This is a genomic window from Myroides sp. (assembly GCF_032073645.1).
GTDB classification, from domain to species: Bacteria; Bacteroidota; Bacteroidia; order Flavobacteriales; family Flavobacteriaceae; genus Flavobacterium; species Flavobacterium odoratimimum.
Window position 1 is genome coordinate 1 of sequence record NZ_DAMANB010000030.1, and the last position, 26,538, is coordinate 26,538.

Below are 26,538 nucleotides of genomic sequence, written 5' to 3' on the forward strand. Positions count from 1 at the left end.
AACATTATACTTTAAAAATTTAAAAATACTCTAGGTTTATAGGGGTCAAAACAATAACAATGCAGCAGTTGAGAATATAACTAAAGAGCTTCCTGCTAAATCAAAAATAGATAATGAAACATTTCCAAAGGCTAGTTATTTTTCAAACTACTCTCAAAGACTTATAAATCAGCCTAGTTGGGGGATTTTAGCAGCAGCCCTTGGAAATAGTGAAAATAGAGGGCTTTTTAAACATGCCTTTTGGGAATCTAATGAAAAAGAAAATCATTTTGGTTTTGAAGCTTTGCTTTATAGTGTTTATAAAAAGACAGATAATACTAATCTTTACGCTAGAGAATTTGAAAAGCAAAACCAAAAATTCAAATCCTTGATAAGCGAGTTTACCCAGTTTCAGAGTCTTTCTAGTAAATTTCATGATTTACTGCCAAAGTATATTGAAAATCAAAATCAAAAAGAGAAAAACTTGTCTGAGATAGCGTTAATTGATAAGAAAATTAAGGATTGTGTAGATAAAGAAAAGATGCTTTTAAATCAAAAACAGGAGTTAGAAAATAATTTTAGCAAAATAGAATCTACTCTAGGGGTTTTATCACTTAGAAAACCTTCTTTTTTCTTTTATCATAAACTTTTTAAAACCAGTGATTTTACAAGTTGGGACGCTCAGGTTAGTGAAATACTACAAGAATTTAATAAAATAAATAAACAAATATCTGATTTTTCAAATCAGATAAAAAGTTGTTTAAAAAATATAAAGGATTATCAATTAGAAAAAAACATACTAGGTCTTGAGATTGAAAAACTCGATGAGTTTTTTATCTATTATAATAATATTAAAAAAGAATTAAACCACAAATATGGCATTGATACTAATGATATTTGTGATTTAAAATTTTTAGATAAATCAATCAAGCAGATACATCTTTTAAACCCATATCACTCAAAGAAGATAGCACGTTTAAGAAGTGAGATATTTTTAACAGCTTTAAAATTGCATGAGAATGCGATTTTAGTTAATGCAAAAAAAATTAGAAATAATCTAAATGCTTATTTTCAGCTAATACAAAATACGATTAAGACAGATGATAAAATCTATCAGAATCTTTGGGATACATTTTTTATTTGCGTTCCTGTTGTATCAACCACACTAGCCTCTGTGGGTAGGTTATTCTCTAGTTATAGTAAACAGCAAATAGGTTGGTTGTTACTTGATGAGGCGGGGCAGGCTACAGCTCAATCCGTTGTAGGGTTGATTCAAAGGTCTAAAAGATGCGTAATAGTTGGAGATCCATTACAGGTAGAGCCTGTAGTTACAATGCCTGTAGAGCTTGTAAAAAGACTAAGACAGGAGTATAGGGTTGATATTACGTGGTCTTATTCTAAAACATCAGTACAACAATTAGCCGATAGAATCTCAAAATATGGAACTTACATGGATGTAGGAGGAACTGATAAAAAAATATGGACTGGTTTTCCGCTTCGAACCCACAGGCGTTGTGATGATCCAATGTTTACAATTGCCAATGATATTGCCTATAATGGGCAAATGGTTAAGGCCACTGATCTAACCCCTGAGAGGGAATCATTAGCAGTATCGCAGTGGTATAATGTCAGTGATCAAGTAATACTTCAAGACAGGCATGTTGTTATTGATGAGGTAAGGCTATTAAAAGAAAAGATTTTTCAATTAAGAAGCTCAGGGTTTAATAAGCAGATTTACGTAATCTCTCCCTTTAAATCAATAGCGCGTTATTGTCACAATGAATTTTTATATGACAAAAAGATAGAATGTGGAACCATACACAGATTCCAAGGAAAAGAGGCGGATGTTGTGTTTTTAGTTTTGGGTAGTGATCCTAGATCACAGGGAGCAAGAAACTGGGTTAGTCAGAAACCCAATATGCTAAATGTAGCTTTAACTAGAGCAAAGAAAAGGTTTTATGTAATAGGCAATAAAAACCTATGGGGTAATTGTGAATATTTCAATGTAATGGCTAAAGGGTTAAAATAGCTTACATAATCGGTATATAAGTTTTTTAATCTAAGGAGGAAATAACTTTAGAGTATATTTAATAAAACAAAAACACAGTAGTATTTAATCTTCTGTGTTTTTGTTTTTTTTACTAGCCTAGTGCTTTGTAATTATAAAGCTATTTAAATACTAGTCTTAGCCCTATTTTTTTGTATGTATGTGATTAACTTTAAAAGCTCTAGTGACCTAAAACAAGTAATTGTCAATGTAAGCCTAATTACGTCCATAAATACCATAATGTTTTAACCATTAGGTTTTATTATTAGTTTGCTTGTATCTAATACTTATAGCTATGGAAAACAGTGTAAACAAAAAAACTAAACAAACAAAAAAATTACCTCCCAAGAGATATCGATATACTTTTAAACTAACAGAGAAGGAGCAATTAGACTTTAATAAGATTCTAGTAAAGTATCAAATCAAGAACATATCTAGATTTGCGGCCTCGTGTGTTTTAAATCAAAAGATTAAGGTTGTTGTAATAGATCAAGTAGCTCTTGAGTTTCACGCAGATCTTACAAGTTTGATTAATCATTTTAAAGCTTTAGGGGTAAGTTATAATATTCTTGTTAACAGATCTGATTTAGCTTTAGATTCACAACCAATTTTAAAAGATATTGAAAAGACAACTTTAGAGCTTTCAAAATTATGTAGAGCGATTATTGATCTTATACTTGATTTTGAAAAAAGGATTATTTGTAAAAATTCAGACGTATGATTGCGCAAATTAATAATAGTGACAGTATTATAAAAGCTTTAAGATACAATCAAAACAAGGTAGATAATCAATCAGCTTGCATATTAGGAGTTAATAAAATAGCGCTTCCTATAGGTGAAATTCAGAATGCCAGCAGGTATTTTTATAGTTATTTTGAACCCTATTTACTTAATAATGTAAAAACAGTTACTCCTTCCAGACATATATCACTTAATCCCAATCCAGTGGATAAAATAAATGATATAACCCTTTTAGATATAGCTAAAACCTATATGGAAAAAATGGGATATCAAAACCAACCTTATATTATTTATAAACATTTTGACCTTCAACGCATACATCTTCATATTGTATCTGTTGCAATAGATCTACAGGGATATAAAATAGAAAAAGAGTTTGATTTTGCTTTAGCAAAAAAGGTTTGTTTAGACCTTACAAAACAATATAATCTAACAGGTTATCAAAAAAGGTATAAAAATAATTTAAACCTTGTTGTTGTTGATTATAGAAAACCAAATATAATTCAGCAAATAGATAGTGTTGTTAGTAGTTTACCTAAGTATTATAGCTTTGAGGACTTGGAGAGTTATAACGCTATTTTAAAACTTTTTAAAGTCAAGGCTAGATTAGGAAGCAATAATGAGTTTAATTCTATAATGTATTTTGCTCTTGATCATCAAAATAAAGAAATTAGTAATCTAGTAAGTTCAAGTAAACTTTCTTTAAAAGTAGATATAGACTTTTTAAAAAAACACTTTAAAAAGTCCATCGAAAGTAAGAATTTAAATATTGATAACAAGCTTAGTGATCAAATAAAGTCATATCTTTTTCAAAGTAAAAATTACAAGCATTTTAAAAAATTACTCAAGAATCAGGGAGTTAATCTAGTTACTGATAGTTCAGATAAAAGCAAGTTTTATTTTGTTAGTCATAAATATAGGCGAGTTTTTTCTTTTATTCATATTGATAAACTATTGTCTAATAAATTAGATAACAATCCTTTTTTTAATACTCTTTTAAATAACTCTAAAAAGAAAGAAGACCCTATTGCAAGGCTAGTAAAACACAGATTTGCTGAGTTAAATAAAGAGTTTGATAGCTTAAAGGTTCATCCGAGTTTTGATTTTGTGGATAATTATTATAATTCTTATAATAAAGCAGAGTTTGTTAGTTTTTTTAATTTCCTATTTAATGCCCCAGTTGATGATTTAGATCAGAAACAGTTTATGAATCTTAAAAAGAAAAAGCGTAAAAAGAAAAGACATATTCTTTAGAGAGTGAAAATACTTCATACAGGCATATATAAGGTAAGTTGTTTAAAAAAACAGGTGTAATTATTTAAAATTTAAAGGTATGATAAATATGTTTTTAGGTCTTTACTTTGCAATTAGAAGTTTTGTGTCTTTTTTTTTAGGCAGTAAATCTAAAGAAGGTAATACTGTGTTAACTACTAATATTATTGGTGAAAGTACCACTAAAATAAACTATAAAAAGCTAAATAAAGCTAAAAGATCCTCAGAGAGTCTAACGGATTTATTAGATAGAAAACAAGATGACTCTTATAAAGAAATAGCAAAAAGACTCGGATAAGTGATTTGTTATTAGGGTTAATATGTTAAATGTTTATGGAGTATAGACTAAGTAGTAAATGAAGTCATCTTGACTTATTGTAAAATAAAGAAGAGGTATAGGGATTTGTATCGCTAAACAAACAAAACCTACAATCCCGTGTAAAAAGTACTCCACAAAGGCAGTATAGAATTAGATATAGTACAATACTTATCACTTGTTAAAAGAGATTTTATATTAAAAATTACATTATGAGATCGTTAATTCTATACTGTATAAACTAAAAACAGGTATCCATTGGAGTTATTTATCAGTTCAAACTTTATTAAGTGATCAAATTGTAGATTCCGGAGAAAGTGACCACCAACATAGAACTAAAAGAATTTTACAAGACCAGAAAGTCAAGGTGACTTCATATTCTAACGTGAGTTCGATATAAGAAAAGGCAAAAAATAATATAAAAAAAGAGATAGTCTTAGTATATTTAAGGTTCTGAATCACAAATATTTAACTAAAACTATCTCTATGTTATCTACAGACAAAATTACTGAAATTTATTATGAAGTCGATGAATTTTTTAAAGCATATTCAAATGTTTTACAATCTCATAGTATTGAATCAGATAGCACAAAGAAAAAACGTAATCGAAAGTCAACACTTAATGCAAGTGAAGTAATGACCATCTTGATTTTATTTCATGATAGTGGTTTTAGATGTTTAAAACATTATTACATTGATTATGTAAGAGTTCATATGCAAAAAGAATTTCCTAAAACTGTCTCTTATAATCGCTTTGTAGAACTACAAAAAACGGTTATTGTACCTTTAGGAATCTTCTTAAAAACTAATAGATTAGGTAGTTGTACAGGTGTTTCATTTATAGATTCTACTCCTTTAAGAGTGTCACACATTAGAAGAGAAAAGCAGCATAAAACATTTAAAAATATAGCAACGAAAGGCCAATGTTCTATTGGTTGGTTTATGGGATTTAAACTTCATTTAATTATAAATGATAAAGGTGAAATACTTGATTTCTTATTAACTCCGGCCAATGTTGATGATAGAAAACCTTTAAAAGAATTGAATTTCCATAAACGCATTTTTGGTAAACTATTTGGAGATAAAGGATATATCAGTAAAGATCTTTTTGAACAGATGTTTGTTGATGGAGTACATTTAATTACTAAAGTCAAAAAAAACATGAAGAATTCAATGATGTTATTAGCAGATAAGATACATTTAAAGAAAAGAGCCCTTATTGAAACAGTAAATGATGAGTTAAAGAACATGTGTCAAGTAGAACATACAAGACACAGATCCTTCAATAACTTTATTGCAAATATGTTAGCTGCTTTGATTACTTATTCATACTTCCCTAAAAAGCCTTCTATTAATAATATTAACGACATTATTGATCAAAATAGAATAATTGCTTAAGTCGAACTCACGTTATTCTAAAGATGTTGTTTAATAATTATATTTTATCTTGAAATAGTGTTTTTGGTTTATTATTATTGTGTTTTTTTAGCTTAGGATTGTTTTAATATTAACACTATTGAAAATAAAATTGAATTTTTTATCGCTTTATGTGCTATATGTTTGCTTATTTTTTAAAAGTATCGGAATTAGCATCATATTTTTTAATTATCTATAAATCAGATACCAATTGGCTTTATAACTCGGAAAAAATTCGTATGTAAGAAAAGTTTTCTGTCTTATTATTATTATCCTTTAAAGCTTGCCTATATCTAGTATTGTGATTATTTAGGTTTAAAATTCTTGTCGATTTTATAAGTTTTTCTGTTTTTTTAATGCCAATTGGCTTTATAGTTTTTTTAAGCTTTTGAATTTTGTATGGTTAGCTAACAAGAATATTAACCATTAAAAATTTAAATTATGAATATTACTCGTTTAGAATTTATCTCCTGGATGGAACGACTCTCTACAAAACTAGATAGCTTAAGTGAGCATATTGCCAAGGTTCAACTTCAAACACTAAATATCGATGGAGAAGAACTTTTAGATAATCAAGATGTTTTACAGATTTTAAAGATAAGTTCTCGTTCGCTTCAAAGATATAGATCTGATAAAAAGCTTCCTTATTATAGGTTAAAAGGGAAGATATACTATAAACTCTCTGATGTGCAGCAGTTCATAAGAGACTGCTTTGCTGTTCCAGTAAGAGAGTGACTCTAAGGGTCAAGTACGTACTTTTTTGTGCCAAAAATAAGTACAAAACGATGTAGGAAATACTTTTAAGTATTAATCAATTAATCTATTAATTATGGAAGTAAAAAAAAGCAGTGAATCAAAACATGATATTTTACTTGTTAGTGATTCAAAGGATAACAAAATTAAAGCCGTACAGGGCTTAAGTGAAAATGGCAATCTTAAAAGTGCACCGATTAATAAGAATAATTTAAACTCATTTTTAAGATTAGATAGAAACGGAGACTTCTTTTCTAATTTTTTCACCAATTTCTTTTCCCAACTAAAAGACCCCACTAGGTTTAGTTTTTTTAGGGTTCCAGAGAATTTAGCCATTGGTCTGTCCAAACAGATGCAAGGTGAGTTAGACTTAAAAAACACTTTAAATCATCAGTTATATCTATCACATCAAGTAGATCCTCTGAAAATGATTCAAAGTATTGACAAGAGTACTAATGAAGTTATAACCTCTAGTAAAGAGTATAATCCATATAAATATAATATTAATCATATCAACTGGGAATCACTAAGCCAGATTGGGCTTTCAAAAGAGAAACTCGAAGAGATGGATCTTCTAGAACCTTTATTAAAAGGATATAAAACAAAAGATTTAGTTCAGGTTAATCTTAATCTTGGCTCTGCTGAGTTTTCATTAGATGCGCGTCTTGGACTTAAACATGCTTCTAATGGAGAGGTTGTAATGACTCTTGAGGGAGTAAAAAAGTACCCAAATTTAAATGTACCTTTTCAAGGACATGAATTTACCAGACAGGATAAACACAATCTTTTAAAAACAGGAAATATGGGAAGGGTAGTGGATCTCTTAGACCCAGAGACTAATTCTTATATTCCATCGGTTGTAAGTGTGGATAGATTAACCAATAATATAACAGTTACAAGTGTTGAGAAAATGCAAATTCCAACACATATAAAAGGAGTTGATCTTTCAGAGAGTCAGTTAAGTGAACTAAAACAAGGAAAAGCGGTCCTAGTACAGACTATGAGCTCAAGTAAAGGGAATCCTTTTGATGCTCATATTCAGTATAATGCCTCTAAAGGCCATATTGAGTTTTTATTTGATAATGTAAATAAAAATAAGAAAATTTCAAATCCTGAAGACTTAAAGACCTTTAGGGGAAAAACCTTGGATGATAATCAGTATAAAGAGCTTTTACAGGGGAAGACTGTGGCTATCGATGGACTTATTGATAAAAGAGGCAACCCATATAAGGGGTTTATAAACTATGATAAAATAAACAATAGAACTAATTTTTCTTTCACTGATCCAAGTAAACCTAAGGTTTTAGAGAGTCAAACACAAAACAACAAAGAGACTCAAAATAGAAAAAAAGGTTTAAAACCTATATAAACTTTAATATGGAACTTATTGTAACAGAAACAGCAAGCGTGGCTAGAATTCTAGCCACGTTTTTTAATGCAAATAACAGGCAATTTAATTATTATGGCTCAGATAATCATCTGGTTATATGGATAGATGATTGTATGGTAGATTTGAAGCCTTTAGCTTTTAAAGAAAAGAAGGGATATTTGGTAGATAAAAATATCTTGGAATATAAACTAAAACTAGTCAGCAAGGCAAAGCAAAAACCTTTATCTGTGCTACAGAATAAAAAAGTGCAGTTAATAAAGCAACTTATATTTAGATCTAAATCTATTGTTATAGCTACAGAGCCAAGCCAGGAGGGGCGTAGGAAATTTGAATACTTTAAAGAGTTTTTCAGTATAACTCAACCCTGTACAAGGCTATGGCTTTATAGTCTAGAAAAATCTTTTTTAGAGAATCACCTATATCAAGATTATAGTACTTCATGTTTTAGAACTTATTATAACAGGGATCTTATTTTTAAGATTGTTCAAAATAAATTTAGTAAGTATTATTATAACCAAACTGGGATAAAAACTAAATTAGATCTTATAAAAACTTCTTTATTATCTTTCTTATGTGATAAATACTTAAAGGGGAGAAATAGTGAAACTCAAACTCATCATAAGGTAAATGTAGAGCTTAGTTGTAATCATAAGCTGTTTTCTTGCTTTTTTGAAAAAAAATATAAAAATAAGGAGGATGCTCAAAATCTAGTAGATTTCTTTTGTAGAGAATCAAGGGTAGAGGTAAGTGAAAAAAAGATAAAATTGATAAAACCGAAACAACTTCTTTTATACGATTTTATGAGCCTTATTATCTGTGCAAATAACTTATATGGTTTTTCTTTTAGTAAAACCCAACAAGCTTTGCTTAATCTTTATAGGCAGAGGTTCATTAGCTATCCTTTTACTTTGAATAACTATCTACCCGGACTGTATAAATCTACCATCCCCAAAATATTAAACGCTTTAAGAGATTACCCCGTATTTAAACAGGAGATATTAAATTTAAAACTAGCTAGACTCTATTGCAAGGATGTGATAATGGACAAAGATTTTAAAAGTCATGGAATCATACCTACTCTAAAGATACCAACTTGTCTAAATGTAAGTGAAAAAGCAATTTATGAGTTGATAGTCAAAAGAACAATAGACTGTTTTACCCCTAAAGAAGATATAAGAAAAGCTAGTCTAAAGCTATCTGTAGGAGAAACTTATTTTTCTTTGCCCTTAAAGGTTTATCAAGGTAACTTCTTGAAAAAAAATAAAGAAAATCAAGTAGATACTTTAGAGGAACTCAATGGTATGAAAAACTTTAAAGTAGAGTCGGTAAGTGTTGTAACACAAACCAGAAAACAGCATCCTTTGTTTAGTATAGAAAGTTTGTTTAAAAAACTAAAAAAAGATTTTATTAAAACCTTACACGAAAACGCAATTGCGACAATACATTTTTGTTATTTTACAGATCTTTTTTTTGGTCTTAGTTTAACCCTTGATCAGTTAATAAAACAAGAGTATTTGTATATAGACAATAAAGAGCTTGTTTGTACAAACAAGGCTCTTGATTATTATTTTAAAACAAAAGATTTACCTGTTTCTAGTTTTGCTTATTTATTTGATTTTGAGGTTTTATTTTTCAAGGCAAATCAAGATTGGATTAGCAGGGAGATTTTTTATAAAATTAGTTGTGAAAAACTAGAGGTATTAAAGCAAAGCATTACTACTTTAAGATATTTAAAAGAGTCATTAAAGAAGGTTTGTCCAATGTGTTTAGATAGTAATTTTGAATTTAGTTATCACAAGCTTGTTTGTTTGAATAAGAATTGTAATTGGAGTATATCTAGGTTAGTATCAGGAGTTTATTTGTCTAGGGAAGAACTTGAGGAATTACTTGAACTTAAAAGAGTAAATAAAGCATTTGTTTTTAAAACAAGGAAAAATATTTGTTTTAAAGCGTACTTGTATTTAGATAGAAATGGAAGGCTTATGTTTGATACAGTTAAATAATCAATAGCGTCCTAAATAAATTTAGGACATAAAATATCCTCTCAACTTCAGTAGGATTAAGGCTATATTTCGCTAAAATTTAAAATAGAACTCCTTGTGGAGTTTTGGTGGCAGTTTTTCTACTTCATTTAATGGATTATTCAGCCATTTTTCTAATTCAATCTTCACAAAAAGATTTAGTCGTATAAAAGCAACTAAATTCGATAGATGCCAACCAAATTTAGCCTGTGCTCGTAGTGCTTTTAGTATTAAAATAGTAATAAACGAAGTCTAAATTTGGATCATTACGATTTTCTCAAAGACCAGCAATTGATTTACATGTTCATATTTGATCATGAACATGAATATCTGATTGGGATTATGTGTAAAGTTTTAGAGGTAAGTAAAAGTGGTTATTATAATTGGAAACGGTCTCCTGTTAATAAAAGAAAACAAGCCAAAGCAGATCTAAAACGTGTTATTACAGAAGTTTATCTAGAATTTAAACAGTGTTATGGCAGTCCTCGTCTTACAATAGAACTCAATGCACGAGGTTATAAAATATCTAAACCAACTGTTGCTAAGTACGTGAAAGAGTTAGGATTACGTAGTAAATTAGCTCGACGATATAGAATAACCACAGACTCTGGACACAATTATTTAGTGGTTGATAATATTTTAGATAGACAATTTACACAAACTGAACCAGGTAAAGCCTGGGTGTCTGATATTACTTATATCGCTGTTAAAGAAGGGGTTATTTACCTAACTACAATAATAGATTTATACGATAGAAAGGTTATTGGATGGAGTTTGAGTAAAGATATGTCAACAGAAAATACCACTTTAGCAGCCTTTAAAATGGCTAAAAAGAATCTTAACATTATTCTGAATGACTGGACGAGCAAATATACAGAGAATACCTTGCTGACGGCAGCTGCGTTATACATGAACTTGGAGGAATATAATGAAGCGATTGTGCACCTCTAAAAACTGGAGATTACATCAGAACTTGAAGAAATATTACCTACATATAGGAGACTTGGATCAAGTAGAAAAGTATGTGTATTTGATAAAGAATTTTGATCGACTATCTGAGGAAGACATAGCTAGGGCACATTTGTACAGTGCACAGGCATTGCTAAAGGAAGGAGATAAAGCGTTTGTTATGAAGTAAAACAGAATTGGCGACAATGATAAGCAAGACAGTTATTGATGCAGAGGCACGTTATCGTATAGGACGACTACAGTATAAAAACAAACAGTAGGACAAAGCTCAGGAAATGGTCTTTGATCTGGTCAATAATATGGAGGAGCATGATTACTGGGTGTGGCCAAGAGTTTCATCTTGATTGCGGACACGTATCCTATCAAAGGCAATAAACTGCTGGCAAAGAATATGTTGGAAAGTGTGATTGAAAATTATGAAGAATATGATGATATTATTCCTTCAACAAAAGAGCGCTTAAAGAAATTGAAATTAAGGAAGTTAATTGATGAATTACGACAAACCCTGAAGAAAAGCATCGAAATCATCTTCCTTATCCAATTCAAATTTTTGTTTCAAACGATATTTTGCCATGCGGACACTTTTGGGTGCAACATTTAAGAGTTCGGCTATTTGCTTGGTGGAAAATTGGAGGGAAAAATAAGCACAATAGCGCAGATCGGTTTGGGTTAGTTTTTCAGAGGCTTTATCCTGTAATTGCTTGAAAAAATCTGGGTGAATATCTTGTATTTCTGAGCGGATCAGGTCAAAATCATTGTTGATTCTCAGTTCTTCTTTGATAAATTGATTGAGCTGGGGATGTTGGCTTTTGGCAGTTTCTATTTTTTCTTTTAATTCCTTGAGCGATTCGGCACCACGTTCTATTTGCAGCATCCCGACCATCAATTCCTTTTGCAATTGTTCTTTCTCCTGTGCGATTAAAGTTTGTTCAGCTTTTAATCTTGCCGCTTCCTCAATTTGAAGCTTTTCCCGTTCCAAAGCATATTTTAGTTTAAACCTATACGCTACAAACAAAAACAATAACCCTGTTATAGTAATAAGTGCTATGGCACTATACAGCCAAGTCTGTCTTTTTTGAAAAGCATTTTTTTGGTGTAGCAATTCCAATTCTTTACTCTTTTTGTCATTCTCATATTGAGCTTCCAGCTGTTGAATAATTTCGGTCTGTTTCGAGTCGAATACTTTTTTATAAGTCGTTATATATTTTTGATAATAGTCTAAAGCTTTTTGCGTATTTCCCTTTTTTTCATACAGGTTAGCCAGCAATTCCAAGTTATTCAACTCTAAATAATAATTAGACGAAGGCAGTGAGTTAGCTAAGGCCTTTTGTGTTAGTAGTGCTTTTTCGGCTTTAGACCAATCTGCAGCCTGCATATGGATTTTGCCGAGTATTGCATATCCGTTAGCCTGCATCTCAATATTGTTGACTTCTTTCGAAGTTCGTAAAGCAAGATTCACGTATTCTATTATCTCTTTTTTCTTTAAAGAAGAATCATATTCCAGGTACAAGTTCGCCAGATACAGTGCAGAAAGAGCCACAACACTTGGATTCTTAATAGAAGTCTCATGTTGCTTGTATAGTGAAATGGATTGTTCAAAAGCATTTTCTGCAGTCTGAAGACGAGAAGTGTCCCTTTTTCGTTCAAATAAATCTACTTCATGGGTACCGTTAATCTGCCAAGCTTTGATCTGCGCATCTATATCTTTGCTTTTTTGTGCAGTTTCCAGTGCTAAACAGACATATCTTGCTGCGTCGTTTTGATTTTCACGCTCCGAATATATTCCGAACTTTAGGTAATAAATATTTGACAAGTACTTTTGTCCTTTATTCTCTTCCAGTAGGGGAATAGCTTTTTCCCAACTCTCAAATGCATCTTCAGGTTTGTTTTGTAAATTTTGCAAATAGCCCATTCTGAAATAGGCAATTCCTTTATAAAGTTTAGATGCATTTTGTGCATAGTAGAACATACTGTCAGCAGCTTTCTGAGCAGCTATGCCATCCCTTTGGATCATTTCAAACTGCACTTGCTGTGACCATGCGAGGCAGAGACCGTCTGTATATTGGTGTTTTTGGCCTAGTACAATGGCTTTTTTATTAGTTTGAATAGCCTTATCAAGGTGGGCTAATGAAATGCTATTTGCCAATTGACACAACCTTAAAATTCGAGTTTGGGTGTCTAACTGAGAATTGGACAGCAATACCTCCAGCGAATCACTTATTGCTTTTTGAGCAAACGTAGGCGTCCATACAACGTATAGGAACTGTATTAAACATATATAAAAAAAACAAGTTCTTCTCATTCTATTTCTGATTGTTGTCAAATATAGAACAAAAAATAGACCTTCGATTTAACACTTGTAAAAGACTAACAATCAATAATTAAACTTATATGTAGATACTTTGTAGACGCTTCATATGATAAGAATATCTATTTATTAACATATTTTTGCTCATATTAATTAGTTAATACCACATCATCACAATGGTAGTTGAGGTATGAACAAACGACTAAGTCAAGGGATGCAAAACTTAAAAACATATCGCTTCTATATCACACAACTTCAACCAACCTACTTTTTTTTGCTGAGTCTGTTTGGAGGTTTGTTACTGATGATTGTTGTCCCTGTCATCTTTTTACTGAAGTATCAAGGTCAATCTATTTACATCTTATACTTAATAGGCTTTGTACTAATGTCAATGACAGGCAATATAATTTACAGTGTTTGGAAATGGCGGAAAGTTCGTGCAAAATATGCAGAACCTGAAAAGATAATTCTAAGAACAAATCGTTTCAATTCCCAATACTTCGGTATTATCCGATTTGAGGACATCAATAGCTACAGCATAAGGCAAAGCTTACCATGGATAAATTGGAATATGGCTTCTCCAACTCTAAAAATAAAATTACAGAACGAAAAAGTCATTCGGTTTCACCCCAAGCCTGACCAAAACAACACAGAACTGGAAGAGTACTTAATATTCTTATCTGATTTCACTAGGTATTGGGAGGTTTATAAACAGAATTTGAATAAAGAAACTAGTTTTTCTTCAAAAAAGACAATCTCCTCTCCTTCTCTTTCACCGCAGGAAAACGAATATGAGACAGCGATTCAGGCAATTGCTAAAGCTCGGAAGAAAAAACTACGAAAGAATATTGTGATCCCTTTCAGCTTTATTATTGGTTTTGTCTTGTTTGCTCGATTTTTTGGCGGTAAAATAATCGAATATTACAAGACAAAACCTATGAGAGATATGATGACATATTCTCAGCAACGTATAGACCAGTATCCCGTATTGTTAAGAAATGCAATTGCGGAGGAGGGCGCAATATATATGTACACCAACGATAGCTTAGCCAAGCTTCGATTAGTTCCCTATATCAAGAATACAAAAATTGAGGAGCTAGATCAGTTGAACGCACTGAATACAGATACGCAGATCCTGAACTTTTTGACTCATACGAAAGAGAGAAACTTCTATCTGTATCTAGAAAATGAAAATGGAGCTTGGAAACAATATAAAAGATATGAAATAGGAAAGTCAAAAGAACCTAAATCTATCAAGTTTCTGTTGGACAATAGCGAGGAAAAAGAGACTACCTCAAACTTAGGTTTACAACTTGTTGGAAATTTTATTTTCGAATCCGAAGCAGAACTTAAAAAGCAGCTGCATCGACATGCACCCAAGTTTAGCAATCGCAGCCATTTTAAACAACTACAAGCTTCTGAACCGAAATGGTACCTTATTGCTTTGGAAAGTGAAGGAATGGATCTAGAAAGTTTTCAAATAGCCTCAAAAACTATTGTCGAATTTTTAAATAATGATCAAGCCATTATTTTTTCATTTCATCTGCATGCACATAATGGGAATGGTGATCCAGTTGAGACTCCCCCAGAGGAAATCACAGATTCTTCAATAAAAGAATTGCAGAAGACAATAGAAATAAGAAAACGTATTAAAGGAACATCACATAAAAATCAATAAGTATTCGAATGAGAAAACAAACACTTTTTATAGGTTTCCATTGGTTAATTACTTTAATTATCGTATTAGGTATGCTTAAGTCGGTAAAAGCTCAAACTAGCTTTATAGTAGATGATTTTTTGAAAGAATATTATATCAAGGTGACTGTAGAGCCTGAAGTAGAGGACTTCGAAATAAAAACTGTAAGATTCCATGTATTTGACAAACAGAGTAATAAAAAACTTACAACCTCTTCTGCAGATTGGAGCAGTCGATACATCACACAAAACTTCCCACAAGTAGAAGACATATTTGTACCTTATCAAAAGCAGTCTTGGTTTTTGTATGGAGATATTAATTTTGATAGAATTAAAGACGTTGTGTTTCCTCAAACTTATATCGTGCCTTTTGAGATCATCCCCTCACAGGGATTTTTAGTATTTGAAAAAAATGAATAAGCTGAATTAAGAAAACTATGGTAGGAATATTATACTTGATCTATTATTTTGCCATTGCGCTCTGGTATGTTTACCTTTTAATAGGAGGGCTGTTGCTATTCTTAGCTAAAAGGTGGTTTATAGTCACTACCTCTTTAGGCGGTAAGATAGGAAGTGGCTTCCTGATCTTTATAGGTGGATTAATCCTGATACTAGGAATATATGGTGCTTACGTTTATTTAGATAATCAGGTGTTTTATAAATGGCGGGGGGAACTCAATGATCGTAAGCTAGAGCGTACACAAAACACGGTGTTGGATACAGATTTAGACTTTCCTAGGCTTTCTTTAACCAAAGGGACACGCATAAGATGGCGCAATAGATTTGATGTTAAGAAAAAAGAACACGCTACTTTAGATGATATTTGGTGGGTAACACTTTCAGAATCTACAGATTTTTTTGGGTTTGTTTTTGATAAAGATTGGAGTGTGTATCTAAGGGAAGAAACTATAAGAGGTCATCTGCTGGATGTCCAATATATAGCAGAGTTGCCCGTGTGTGGAGAAATTGTTCTCAGCAAAGAGGGAAAGCCAATTCAGGCACATATTGCCGAGAACACAAAACTTAATGGACAATCTATAGCTAAAAACAGTATAGTTTATTTTGAGGTGGATGAAGAATCTCAAAAGAAATACATTCGGATAGTTCATCCTGAAGGTAGAGACTGTGAGTTTACATTTGAGTTGAAAATAGATAAAAAATGATTAGAAACAAACAAACACTTAGCGAAAAAGAAAGAAAAGACTTAATCATGCGTTATCGTTCTGCGCAAGCAAATAAGTGGGTGGGTCTGATACTTACTGGTTGTTTAACTTACTTAAGCTACCTCCTTATTCGTTTGGTTTATGATGAAATACGGTCAAATCGTTACAGCATAAAAGATGCGGAGATCATTGATTTAGGATTAGTAGTACTAATTTTTGGCACGCTTGCTATCTTCACAGTCTGGATTACGATATTTGCTTTTCGATGGATGTTCTTGGCATATCGCAAGAAAGCAATATTGTTTGAAAAAGATAAAATACACTCTAAAAAAGAAGTGATCCGAGGGCGGCTGGTCGGAGTAGGTGGACGCAGGCAAGGATTCAGTTTCAAGTTTGATAATGGTGAGGAAGTTTCCGTTGATTTTAGTTATCTCATTTCTGGAGGATATAGGATAATCAACTCAGCTATATTGACAAATGCCGAAGTAGAAATCACTAGACTCCCTCACTCTTTGCTGTGTTATGGAGTGCGTTATATCCAACTCTCGGAACAAAAGCAGGAATTAATGCAGGGAACACAAAAACAGGTAACAGTATCCGGAACAATTACTTTTGCCTTTGTTTTTGAGGTAGGATTGAAAGTTAAATACAAAGGAATCATCAAATTGGATAGACCACAAATGATAATACAGATTGGAAACTATCCAATAAAATTGGCTGTAACAGAACTTCCGATTCCTGGATCCTATACGAAGCAAATAGTACAGGAATACATGGAAATAGAACTATAAAAAATTAAAAACAGATGGAAAAAGCAAGTTTTAAATTTAGATTGATCAAAGTCAAATACATTTACAGACTACTTGGTACTATTATAAGTGGATTTGCACTGCTTATATCCCTACTTTTTATTGAAAGTTTTTTCTTGATTAAAAACTCTAGTTATATTGAGTCAGCTACTTTTTTGATTATCCTTTTGATAGTAATGATTTGTGGGTATTGTGTTTTTAAGATTATTCAATCTACACGGCAAGGACGCGAAACCGTAAGCCTTACTCCATCAGGAATACAATCCAAAGTATTTGGAGATATTCCCTATGCAAAAATTCACTCCTATTGGATAGACCTGAAGTTCACTTGGTTGAATTGGGATAATCCTGCTCCGGGACTAAGGATTCGATTAAAAAATAATACTTTAATAGCTTATGATCTACTATCCAAAAACAATGAAGAAGGAAAACAAGAAGCAGAGGTGTATTTTAGTTTTGTACTACACTTTATGGGTCAGATGAAGGCTTTAGATACGCAAGGCAAATTGTCTGAATCCTATTTTAAAGCCTTAGCTAACATGGAAAAAGCAAGAAAACGAAAAAACAATCCACCCGTTTATCTCTATGCTATACTCCTGCTAATTTTTGGTTCAATCTTGCTCTTAACCGCATTAATAAAATAGACTATAGAATGAAACACAAAAATTTATTATTTCATCATCTTTTTATAGCGGTTATAGGAATAGATAACGCACTAGCACAATTGCAAGTTCAAAAATTAGAATTTGATCTGGATAAAGATGGGATCACAGATACCGTTTGGTTTGATATAGACAAAGGAAGGTTGGAAGTCTTACTTTCTATACAAGCGAATCAGAGCATACATACTCCTTTTTTTTTCGATCCCTTAAAAATATACAGTTACCAGCTGATTCCGGGAAAGCAAAATTTTCGTCTGTATGTTATGAAATTACTGCTGATTACAGATGCCCTTTTTTATTGGTCGCAGATAATAGTTAAAACTATGTACTTTAGTGCATTTAGCTTTCAGCTTCTAAAGATGTTTACCTTTGATATATGGAATATCAACGAACCGGCGGACATAGTGTATCACGTTTAACAGCCCATCTAGTATGGGGAACCAAATATCGTTATCCGGTATTGGAAGGTGATATTCAGATACGTTGTCGTAGTCTGATTATTCAAATCTGCGAAGCAGAAGATATTCAGATTTTAAAAGGTGTGGTATCAAAGGATCATGTTCATCTTCATATAGAATATCGTCCATCTCAAAACATAAGTAATATTGTCAAACTCTTCAAATGTCGTACTTCAAGGAAATTGCAAATAGAATATCCTGAGTTAAAACAATGTTACTGGGGTCGTCATTTTTGGGCAATAGGGTTTGGCTGTTGGAGTACAGGCAACATTACAGATGCGATGCTGAATCAATATCTTGAACATCATCGTAAACCAAATGATAACGGAGGTAACTTCATACTTGAGTAAGTAACTCCACCCAGGCAGACTTTAGTCTGCTTTAACAGACTATGGACTTTCAGTCCATAGTGGTTGTGTGCCCAGCATGGGCAATAACTCTAGGGTGCAAGTCCCGAACACACCTTTACAGTGGGAAGTGTTAGCTAATAGCAAGGGTGTCCATCGTGAGGTGGAATCTGAAGGAAGCTTACGGCAAAACCTTGACCTGACGAACAGAAACTATATATAAGGCTCAAAGTATCGGATAAGGTTGCAACCCAAACTGAAGTCCCAAACTGTACAGAGATACGTGGGTAAATATAGCAGGCACATGAGGTGAAAGTTATTGTTCTTACCTGAGGAGGTTTTACAGACGTAGGGAATTTTTACAGAACTACGGATAACAATTGCTGTAAGAAGTCAGCAGAGGTCATAGTATGTATGGAAACAAGCTTGGCAATACCAAGAAATCTTACGCAATACAGAAGGGCTGAACTTAATTAAGTGAGAAGTAAATGAATGTTACCTAGTAAAGGGTGGAATGCAGAAAATATTGATAACTACCTTGAGAATGATAGGGCGGAACCTGACAGCTATCAAGCAGTAGCAGACTTTTATAGGGATAACTGAAAACAGCCTCATGGAAGTACAATTAGGACAGTTAGATTTACTTGAACAAATCCTAAGTCCCTCAAATCTAAACTTAGCTTATAAACGAGTTAAGTCAAATAAAGGGAGTCATGGAATAGACAAGTTATCTACTGAAAACATGCTAGAATGGCTCTTACTTCATAGAGAATCTTTGTTAAACTCGTTAGCAAAAGGGAAGTATAAACCTCAGGGAGTACGCAGAGTAGGAATCCCCAAAGAAGGAGGTAAAGTTCGACTTCTAGGAATCCCTACAGTTATTGATAGACTAGTACAGCAAAGTATCTCTCAAGTATTATCTCGGATATACGAACGTTATTTTCATTTAAGTAACCACGGATTTAGATCTCAAAGAGGATGTCACACAGCACTGAAAGAGGCGAAGAGACATCTGAATGATAAGTACCACTATGTAGTAGATTTAGATTTAGAAAAGTTCTTTGATACAGTTAGTCATAGTCGGTTAATTGAACTCCTGTCAAAGCGGGTAAAAGACTTACGTGTAATATCACTTATACATAAGTATCTAAACTTTGGGGGTGATTATAAATGGGAAATACGAACAGAGTACGCAAGGAGTTGTTCAAGGAGTTGTTCAAGGAGGACCTCTCAGTCCATTACTGAGTAATATCATGCTTCATGAACTCGATATGGAGCTCGAAAGACGTGGACATTGATTTGTCCGCTATGCAGACGACTGTTTAATCTTCTGTAAAAGTAAGATATCATGCGAACGTGTAAAAGAGAGTATAACTCTATTTATAGAAACAGTACTGCACTTAAAAGTCAATAAAGAGAAAACTACTATAGGATATGCTCAAGGAAAGAAGTTTTTGGGGTATAGTTTCTATGTCAGTAAAAACAAACAGTGGGAACTATGTGTACATGCTAAGAGTTATAGTAAACTCAAAGATAAATTAAGAGTAATTACTAAACGGAGTAATGGGAAAGGATATAATAAACTCAAAGAAACATTAAAGATGTTTGTAAGAGGATGGGTGTCCTATTTCAAGTTAGCGAATATGTCAGATAAGATTAAGCGTATAGATAAATGGCTTCGGTCAAGAATACGGATATTTATATGGAAGAATTGGAAGAGTAAGGGATTAAGGTACACCAATCTTAAAAAGATAGGTGTTAAAGCTAATCAAGCTTATCAATGGGCTAATACCCGAAAGGGGTATTGTCGTGTAGCCTTGAGTCCTGTTTTAAAAACATCATTGAATATTTGGGTTTTAAGGAAAGCAGGTTATACATTTCTAAATGACATTTACCTAAAAGTATCGTAAATTAAGAACCGCCATGGTACGGATCCGTATGCCTGGTGGTGTGAGAGGTCGGCTGAAGATTATTTCTTCAGCCACCTACTCAATTATTTGTTGTTATTAAGTAGGTGTACTAAATCTGGATCGTTTTCAATGCGTTTAATTTCATTTTTTATTAATAACTCAACGTCTTTTTTTATTTGATTGTAATTCTCTGTAATGGCCCTATCTAGGTGATCATTGCCTTTATAATCAGTAAAAGAGGTAAGAGTTGGTATTTTCTTATAACTCAGCTCTTGTTTTCTTATTTTTTCAGAGTCTATTAGTATTTGTGCGTTGAAAAATTTCTGCTCTATTTTTTGAGAAAAATCATCAGATACAGAGCCAACAAACATCCCTTGACTTAAAGAGGATATCTTAGAAGCAGGGATAAGCATATCAAGCTGAGTGGAAAAGGAGGTTGATCTATCTTGCCTAGTAATAGATATGCTTTGACGTTTTTGGAGTATTTTTCCAAAACGCTCAGATAAGGTCTTAGCTGTATCTCCAACTACTTGGCCAGAGAGGATATTCCCCACTGTGTTTTGAATAACTTTACTCTCTTTGTCTCCATAGTCTCTAACTAGTTGAGAGAAGTCTTGAAAGCCTAAGCACACCGCTACTTTATTACTTCTGGCTGTAGCTATTAAATTATCAAGGCCTCTAAAATAAATAGTTGGGAGTTCATCTATTATAACACTACTTTTGAGTTGGTCTTTTTTGTTTATCAGCTTTACAATACGTGAGTTATAAAGACCTAGTGCTGCTGAGTATATGCTCTGGCGATTAGGATCATTACCAAGACAAAGAACCTTCGGTTCATTAGGGTTGTTAATATCAAGGGAGAAATCATCTCCACTCATAACCCAATATAATGAGGGGGAAATCATACGAGATAGCGGAATTTTTGCCGATGCTATCTGTCCTTGAAGCTGATCTTGGGCTCCTCCTTCCCAGGCGTCCATAAAAGGAGATAGGTAATTCTCTAAAGAATCGTAAGAGGTTAAAATAGTAAAAACATCTTTATATCTTTTGTTAAGTAACTCAATGGCATGCGGGAAGGTGCAGTATTTACCATTTTTGTAAATCTTTAAAAACCAAATAATAGCCGCCAGGAGTATAATAGGGGATTCTACAAAAAAATCACCTTGTTTTTGTATCCAAGATCGGTTAAGATTAAGCATAATGGTATAGGCTGATTCATAGGCGTCAGAAATGTCTGTTATAAACTTAGGGTTTATTGGGTTACAACGATGGCTTTTTCTTGGATTATCAAAGTTTATTACATAAAATTTAGGCGATACTTTGTATTTATCTGCATGTAAAAGCAGATGGTTATAAGCAATAGTTGAGAGGTCATCAAATTTAAAATCATAGATATACATGGCAAAGCCTTTTTCTATTTGCTGCTTAATAAAATTATTTATAACCGTATAACTTTTACCTGAACCTGGAGTACCCAGAACAATTGTAGCTCTAAAAGGGTTAACTACATTAATCCAGCCACTATGCCATCTTTTATGATAGTAAAATTTAGTTGGAAGATTAACCGAATATTCATTTTCTAAAAGGCGAGTTTCTTGATAAAAGCTTTCGTTCTCAATATTAAAAACATCTTGTAAAAGCTCATTGTTTATAAGCCTACTTAGATATGCTCCACAGACAAGAAGTAGTATATACCCAATTGATAAAGTTATAATATATAAGATATTTGCAATAAGTAAATTTATTTTTAAAAGGAAAAAGTTTAAAAAGAAAAGACTTGTTCCGATAAAAAATAGAATAATTGTTTTCCTTAGGGTGATTTTTTGATGTTTAACCCCCTTGTTCCCCCAAAGACTTAATCCTAGGAGTAAAACAGAAAATATCTTAGTGTAGAGTGGGTGGGCAAATAAATTTGCTTTGGTGTTAAATCCTAGAAGAATTCTATCAACCATAGGATGGGGTATATCTAGCTTTATAAATAAGGGGTAGCAAAACCAATATATATGCATAAGTAGTATAATAATACTCACTGCTCTTAAAAAAGAAAGTATTTTAGCTAAAGACCTTAAATCATCTTCATTTTGCATTGTAGTTATAGTTTTAGAGTTAAATAGTCTAAAAGTATAAGACAAGGGTATATAATGTTTATTATTGGTAGTTTAAGGCTTTTTTTGTCTTCGATTGCTTAGAGTGAACATATTTGTAAATAGTACCTTAATTAGAAGGAGTTTTAAAAAAGTAGGTATGAATAAAGAGGTTTAAAACAGTGATTAATTTCTTTTCCCTAATAAAAAACACTACTCTACACAAAAAGTAAACTTTTTATTCGCACCAATATTTTAAAAGTGTACATTTGTAACTTATTGTTAAAAAATACTGACACTTACTGACGAAAAAGTATCTTTAGGCAGGAACAATAATGAGAAAAATATGGAAAAAGAAGTTAAGATAGCTGTAATAGGACAAGGTTATGTAGGATTACCTTTAGCCCTTGCCTTTGCACAACATTTCCCAGTAGTGGGATTCGACATCAAAGAAAGTCGTGTAACTGAGTTACAGCAAGGAATAGACTTAACAAAAGAGGTGGACGAAAGTCAACTGAAAGTATCCATCTTCACGTATCAAAATTCAGGAGGAATAAAAGGATATAAGCCCAGTACGAATATCAGTGATATCGCAGAGGCTAATATTTATATTATCACGGTACCTACACCGATTAATCAGTTTAATGCTCCTGATCTAACCCCTCTAAAATCATCTTCTAAATTAGTAGGATCTGTATTAAAACAAGGAGATATTGTGATTTACGAATCTACTGTTTACCCAGGTTGTACAGAAGAAGAGTGTATTCCAGTTTTAGAAGAAACTTCTAAACTAGTATTCAACCGTGATTTTTATGTAGGGTATTCGCCAGAGCGAATCAACCCAGGGGATAAGGTAAATACTTTAGAAACGATTATAAAGGTTACTTCGGGTAGTACACCTGCAGTAGCAGATGAGATAGATACTTTATACCGCACGATTATCAAAGCGGGTACGCATAAAGCTCCCTCTTTAAAGGTGGCAGAAGCGGCTAAAGTAATAGAGAACGCACAGCGCGATGTCAATATTTCTTTTGTCAATGAGTTAGCGTTAATCTTCGATAGATTAGGGATCGATACCCAAGATGTATTAGAAGCAGCAGGTACCAAGTTTAATTTCCTGAAATATAAACCAGGACTAGTAGGAGGGCACTGTATCTCTGTTGACCCGTATTACTTAGCACATAAGGCGATTCAAGTAGGGTATTATCCTGATGTGATTCTGTCTGGTCGCCGTGTGAATGATGAGATACCTGTATTTATTGCGAGTAAGGTAGTGAAGCTGATGATACAAAAGGGAATCGATGTCAGCCGTTCTAGAGTGTTATTATTAGGCTTTGCTTTTAAAGAGAACTGTCCTGATACGCGTAATACGAAGGTAGCGAAGATTTATGAGGAGCTAGTGTCTTATGGTATCGAGGTAGATGTATATGATCCATGGGTGAATCCTCAGGAGGTGAGAGAAGAGTATGGGATTGAGGTGATTAGTGAATCAACGCTTCTAAATACGAAGTATAGTGGTGTGGTTTTAACAACAGCACATGAGGATTTCCGTAAGCTTAATGTGGAGAATATGGTATCTTCGCCAGCGGTTATTTATGATGCAAAAGCAGCATTAAATAGAGAAATAATAGATAGTAGATTGTAATAATAGTAATAAATAAAATATTTTAATCTCAATGAGAACAGATTATAAAATAGCAGTAATAGGACAAGGGTATGTTGGATTACCTTTAGCAATTGAGTTTTCTAAACACTTTCCTATAATAGGATTTGATATTAATAAAGAAAGAGTAGATGAGTTAAATAGAGGAGAAGATCATACTCTAGAGGCTGATTTAGAGCAATTAAATTCTTCTTTAAGAGAAGCAAAAGGAAATAACTTCGTAAAGGGATACCAAGCTTCAAATGATTTATCAATATTAAGTACTGCTAATGTATTTATAGTAACTGTTCCAACTCCTATTGACGAGTTTAATGCACCTGACTTAAAACCATTAAGAGGAGCATCTACTATGTTAGGGAAGGTGTTAAAAAAAGGAGATATTGTAATTTATGAATCTACAGTTTATCCCGGCTGTACAGAGGAAGTTTGTGTACCTTTATTAGAAGAATTTTCAGGATTAGTGTTTAATCAAGATTTTTATGTTGGTTATTCACCAGAGCGTATTAATCCAGGAGATAAGGTGAATACTTTAACAACTATTATGAAAGTAACATCAGGAAGTACACCTGAAATAGCTGTTGAAATAGATAATTTATATAAGACAATTATTAAAGCAGGAACGCATTTAGCACCTTCTTTAAAAGTTGCTGAAGCATCGAAAGCAATTGAGAATGCACAACGTGATGTAAATATCTCTTTTGTAAACGAATTAGCTTTAATTTTTGATAAAGTAGGAATTGATACTAATGATGTGTTAGATGCTGCAGGAACGAAGTTTAATTTCTTAAAGTATAAACCAGGATTAGTAGGAGGACACTGTATTTCTGTAGATCCTTATTATTTAGCGCATAAAGCTACTCAATTAGGTTATCATCCAGAAGTAATCTTGTCTGGACGTAGAGTAAATGACCGTATGGCATCTTTTGTAGCGTCTAAGACTATCCAATTAATGATAGAGAAAGACTTACATATTAAAGGAGCTAACATTCTTATTCTTGGAGTTACCTTTAAAGAGAATTGTCCTGATGTACGTAATACTAAAGTTGCTGATATCTATAAAGAGTTAAAGAAATTTGGAGTGAGTGTAGATGTTTATGATCCATGGGCTAAAGCGTCAGAGGTACATCATGAATATGGTATTGAAATAGAAAATGATTTACCAAAAGATAAAAAATATGAAGCTGTTGTAATAGCAGTTGCTCATAAGCAGTTCTTAACATTAGAGTTAAAGGATTTGACTGTTGATAATGCTGTAGTGTTTGATACGAAGGCTTGTTTAGATAGAGACATTGTTGACGCTAGATTATAAGAAAAATTGAAGAGAGAATATGAAAAAGATAGTAATCACAGGAGGAGCAGGTTTTATAGGTTCTCACGTTGTTAGACAGTTTGTAAATAAGTATCCAGAGTATTCTATTTATAACTTGGATGTATTGACTTATGCAGGAAATCTAGAGAATTTAAGAGATGTCGAAAATGCTCCTAACTATACCTTTATCAAAGGGGATATTACAGATGAGCAATTTATCAATGAATTATTTCAAAAAGAGCAATTTGATGCAGTAATACACCTAGCAGCAGAGTCACATGTAGATCGTTCGATTACTGATCCATTGGCATTTGTTAAAACCAATGTAATAGGTACAGTGAATCTATTGCAAGCCTTTAAAGGTTTATGGCAAGGGAATTGGGCAGGAAAGCGCTTCTACCATGTAAGTACTGATGAAGTATATGGAAGTTTAGGAGAAACAGGTTTTTTCTATGAAACAACAGCTTATGATCCTAATTCACCATATTCTGCTTCTAAGGCGAGTTCCGATCACTTTGTACGTGCGTATGGAGAGACTTACGGCATGCCGTATGTAGTAAGTAACTGTTCTAATAATTATGGGCCAAATCACTTCCCAGAGAAGTTAATCCCACTGTGTATTCACAATATCATCAATAAGAAGCCACTACCTATCTATGGAAATGGCAAATATACTCGTGACTGGTTATATGTTATTGATCATGCAAGAGCGATTGATGATGTATTTCACAAAGGAGGTAATTCAGAGACTTATAATATTGGAGGCTTTAATGAGTGGCAGAATATCGACTTAGTTAAAGAGTTATGTAAACAAATGGATACTGTCCTTGGACGTGCTTTAGGTGAGAGTGAGCACTTAATTACTTTTGTAAAAGATAGACCAGGACATGACTTGCGTTATGCTATTGATGCTGCTAAGATTAATAAAGAGTTGGGATGGAGTCCATCTGTTACCTTTCCTGAAGGTCTAGCTAGAACGATTGAATGGTATATGAATAATCAGGAATGGTTAGACAATGTGACAAGTGGCGCTTACGCAGATTATTACGATGCTCAATATAAATAGACTGTTTTTTGTTGTTTGTTTTTTCGTATTCTTGTTAAAGGCAATCTACTTTATAATATAAATACGGAATTACAGAAAATCAAAATTACAAAAGATAAAATTATAAAAATGCTATTTGTGGGTTTGTGTTCTTGTTTAAATATAGTTTTTAAAACAAAAA

At 32.6% G+C, this 26,538-nt stretch carries 23 protein-coding genes; 21 read left to right on the top strand and 2 right to left on the bottom strand.

Going from position 1 to position 26,538, the window contains the following annotated elements; genetic code table 11:
* The first annotated feature begins 283 nt into the window (after positions 1–283).
* From RT228_RS16625 to RT228_RS16665, 9 genes are all read left to right on the top strand, one after another.
* Positions 284–2,008 carry a DEAD/DEAH box helicase gene (locus RT228_RS16625; protein ID WP_313138907.1) on the top strand — a complete coding sequence of 575 codons (1,725 nt, stop codon included), beginning with the start codon at positions 284–286 and terminating at the stop codon, positions 2,006–2,008.
* A 313-nt stretch (positions 2,009–2,321) separates the two neighbouring features.
* Positions 2,322–2,747, top strand: a complete 426-nt coding sequence (locus RT228_RS16630; protein WP_286399991.1) for a hypothetical protein — start codon at positions 2,322–2,324, stop codon at positions 2,745–2,747.
* Positions 2,744–4,021, top strand: a complete 1,278-nt coding sequence (locus RT228_RS16635) for a relaxase/mobilization nuclease domain-containing protein (RefSeq protein ID WP_313138912.1) — start codon at positions 2,744–2,746, stop codon at positions 4,019–4,021. The genes RT228_RS16630 and RT228_RS16635 overlap by 4 nt, the downstream gene beginning before the upstream one ends.
* 79 nt (positions 4,022–4,100) lie before the next feature.
* Positions 4,101–4,337, top strand: coding sequence for a hypothetical protein (locus tag RT228_RS16640; RefSeq protein WP_313138914.1), 237 nt, complete (start codon positions 4,101–4,103; stop codon positions 4,335–4,337).
* 504 nt (positions 4,338–4,841) lie between these two features.
* Positions 4,842–5,753 (top strand): IS982 family transposase, encoded by a 912-nt coding sequence (locus RT228_RS16645; RefSeq protein WP_313138915.1) that lies wholly within the window; start codon positions 4,842–4,844, stop codon positions 5,751–5,753.
* A gap of 459 nt (positions 5,754–6,212) precedes the next feature.
* Complete coding sequence (locus tag RT228_RS16650; protein ID WP_286399998.1) at positions 6,213–6,506, top strand: helix-turn-helix domain-containing protein; 294 nt, start codon at positions 6,213–6,215, stop codon at positions 6,504–6,506.
* A 94-nt stretch (positions 6,507–6,600) separates the two neighbouring features.
* On the top strand, positions 6,601–7,893 hold the full coding sequence (locus tag RT228_RS16655) for a DUF4099 domain-containing protein (protein ID WP_313138918.1): 1,293 nt from the start codon (positions 6,601–6,603) through the stop codon (positions 7,891–7,893).
* Positions 7,894–7,901: 8 nt separating this feature from the next.
* On the top strand, positions 7,902–9,917 hold the full coding sequence (locus RT228_RS16660; protein WP_313138920.1) for a DNA topoisomerase: 2,016 nt from the start codon (positions 7,902–7,904) through the stop codon (positions 9,915–9,917).
* Positions 9,918–10,235: 318 nt separating this feature from the next.
* Positions 10,236–10,886, top strand: coding sequence for an IS3 family transposase (locus RT228_RS16665; RefSeq protein WP_409519897.1), 651 nt, complete (start codon positions 10,236–10,238; stop codon positions 10,884–10,886).
* A 511-nt stretch (positions 10,887–11,397) separates the two neighbouring features.
* On the opposite strand, the gene RT228_RS16670 is transcribed toward RT228_RS16665, so the two are convergent.
* Positions 11,398–13,050 (bottom strand): helix-turn-helix transcriptional regulator, encoded by a 1,653-nt coding sequence (locus RT228_RS16670; protein ID WP_313138924.1) that lies wholly within the window; start codon positions 13,048–13,050, stop codon positions 11,398–11,400.
* A gap of 352 nt (positions 13,051–13,402) precedes the next feature.
* On the opposite strand from RT228_RS16670, the gene RT228_RS16675 reads away from it, so the two are divergent.
* From RT228_RS16675 to RT228_RS16715, 9 genes are all read left to right on the top strand, one after another.
* On the top strand, positions 13,403–14,890 hold the full coding sequence (locus RT228_RS16675; RefSeq protein WP_313138926.1) for a hypothetical protein: 1,488 nt from the start codon (positions 13,403–13,405) through the stop codon (positions 14,888–14,890).
* Between the two features lie 8 nt (positions 14,891–14,898).
* Positions 14,899–15,327 (top strand): hypothetical protein, encoded by a 429-nt coding sequence (locus RT228_RS16680; RefSeq protein WP_313138928.1) that lies wholly within the window; start codon positions 14,899–14,901, stop codon positions 15,325–15,327.
* A 17-nt stretch (positions 15,328–15,344) separates the two neighbouring features.
* Positions 15,345–16,070, top strand: a complete 726-nt coding sequence (locus RT228_RS16685) for a hypothetical protein (protein WP_313138930.1) — start codon at positions 15,345–15,347, stop codon at positions 16,068–16,070.
* Positions 16,067–16,861: a hypothetical protein gene (locus tag RT228_RS16690; protein WP_313138932.1), complete on the top strand. Its 795-nt coding sequence runs from the start codon at positions 16,067–16,069 to the stop codon at positions 16,859–16,861. The genes RT228_RS16685 and RT228_RS16690 overlap by 4 nt, the downstream gene beginning before the upstream one ends.
* A gap of 14 nt (positions 16,862–16,875) precedes the next feature.
* The gene (locus RT228_RS16695; RefSeq protein WP_313138934.1) at positions 16,876–17,523 is read left to right on the top strand and encodes a hypothetical protein; all 648 of its coding nucleotides are present in this window, start codon (positions 16,876–16,878) and stop codon (positions 17,521–17,523) included.
* Between the two features lie 8 nt (positions 17,524–17,531).
* Positions 17,532–17,960 (top strand): hypothetical protein, encoded by a 429-nt coding sequence (locus RT228_RS16700; RefSeq protein WP_313138936.1) that lies wholly within the window; start codon positions 17,532–17,534, stop codon positions 17,958–17,960.
* Positions 17,918–18,349, top strand: coding sequence for an IS200/IS605 family transposase (gene tnpA / locus RT228_RS16705; RefSeq protein ID WP_313138938.1), 432 nt, complete (start codon positions 17,918–17,920; stop codon positions 18,347–18,349). The genes RT228_RS16700 and tnpA overlap by 43 nt, the downstream gene beginning before the upstream one ends.
* 610 nt (positions 18,350–18,959) lie before the next feature.
* The gene (locus RT228_RS16710; protein ID WP_313138940.1) at positions 18,960–19,595 is read left to right on the top strand and encodes a reverse transcriptase domain-containing protein; all 636 of its coding nucleotides are present in this window, start codon (positions 18,960–18,962) and stop codon (positions 19,593–19,595) included.
* Positions 19,596–19,800: 205 nt separating this feature from the next.
* Positions 19,801–20,256 carry a group II intron maturase-specific domain-containing protein gene (locus RT228_RS16715; RefSeq protein ID WP_313138942.1) on the top strand — a complete coding sequence of 152 codons (456 nt, stop codon included), beginning with the start codon at positions 19,801–19,803 and terminating at the stop codon, positions 20,254–20,256.
* Positions 20,257–20,339: 83 nt separating this feature from the next.
* On the opposite strand, the gene mobC is transcribed toward RT228_RS16715, so the two are convergent.
* On the bottom strand, positions 20,340–22,343 hold the full coding sequence (gene mobC, locus RT228_RS16720) for a conjugal transfer protein MobC (protein WP_313138944.1): 2,004 nt from the start codon (positions 22,341–22,343) through the stop codon (positions 20,340–20,342).
* A 343-nt stretch (positions 22,344–22,686) separates the two neighbouring features.
* Here mobC and RT228_RS16725 point away from each other — a divergent pair, with 343 nt between their 5' ends.
* Genes RT228_RS16725 through rfbB form a run of 3 tightly spaced genes read left to right on the top strand, consistent with a single transcriptional unit; the run spans position 22,687 to position 26,378 of the window.
* Positions 22,687–23,985, top strand: a complete 1,299-nt coding sequence (locus RT228_RS16725; protein ID WP_313138946.1) for a nucleotide sugar dehydrogenase — start codon at positions 22,687–22,689, stop codon at positions 23,983–23,985.
* Between the two features lie 31 nt (positions 23,986–24,016).
* Positions 24,017–25,312: a nucleotide sugar dehydrogenase gene (locus tag RT228_RS16730; RefSeq protein ID WP_313138948.1), complete on the top strand. Its 1,296-nt coding sequence runs from the start codon at positions 24,017–24,019 to the stop codon at positions 25,310–25,312.
* Positions 25,313–25,331: 19 nt separating this feature from the next.
* Complete coding sequence (gene rfbB / locus RT228_RS16735; RefSeq protein ID WP_313138950.1) at positions 25,332–26,378, top strand: dTDP-glucose 4,6-dehydratase; 1,047 nt, start codon at positions 25,332–25,334, stop codon at positions 26,376–26,378.
* Positions 26,379–26,538 lie beyond the last annotated feature (160 nt).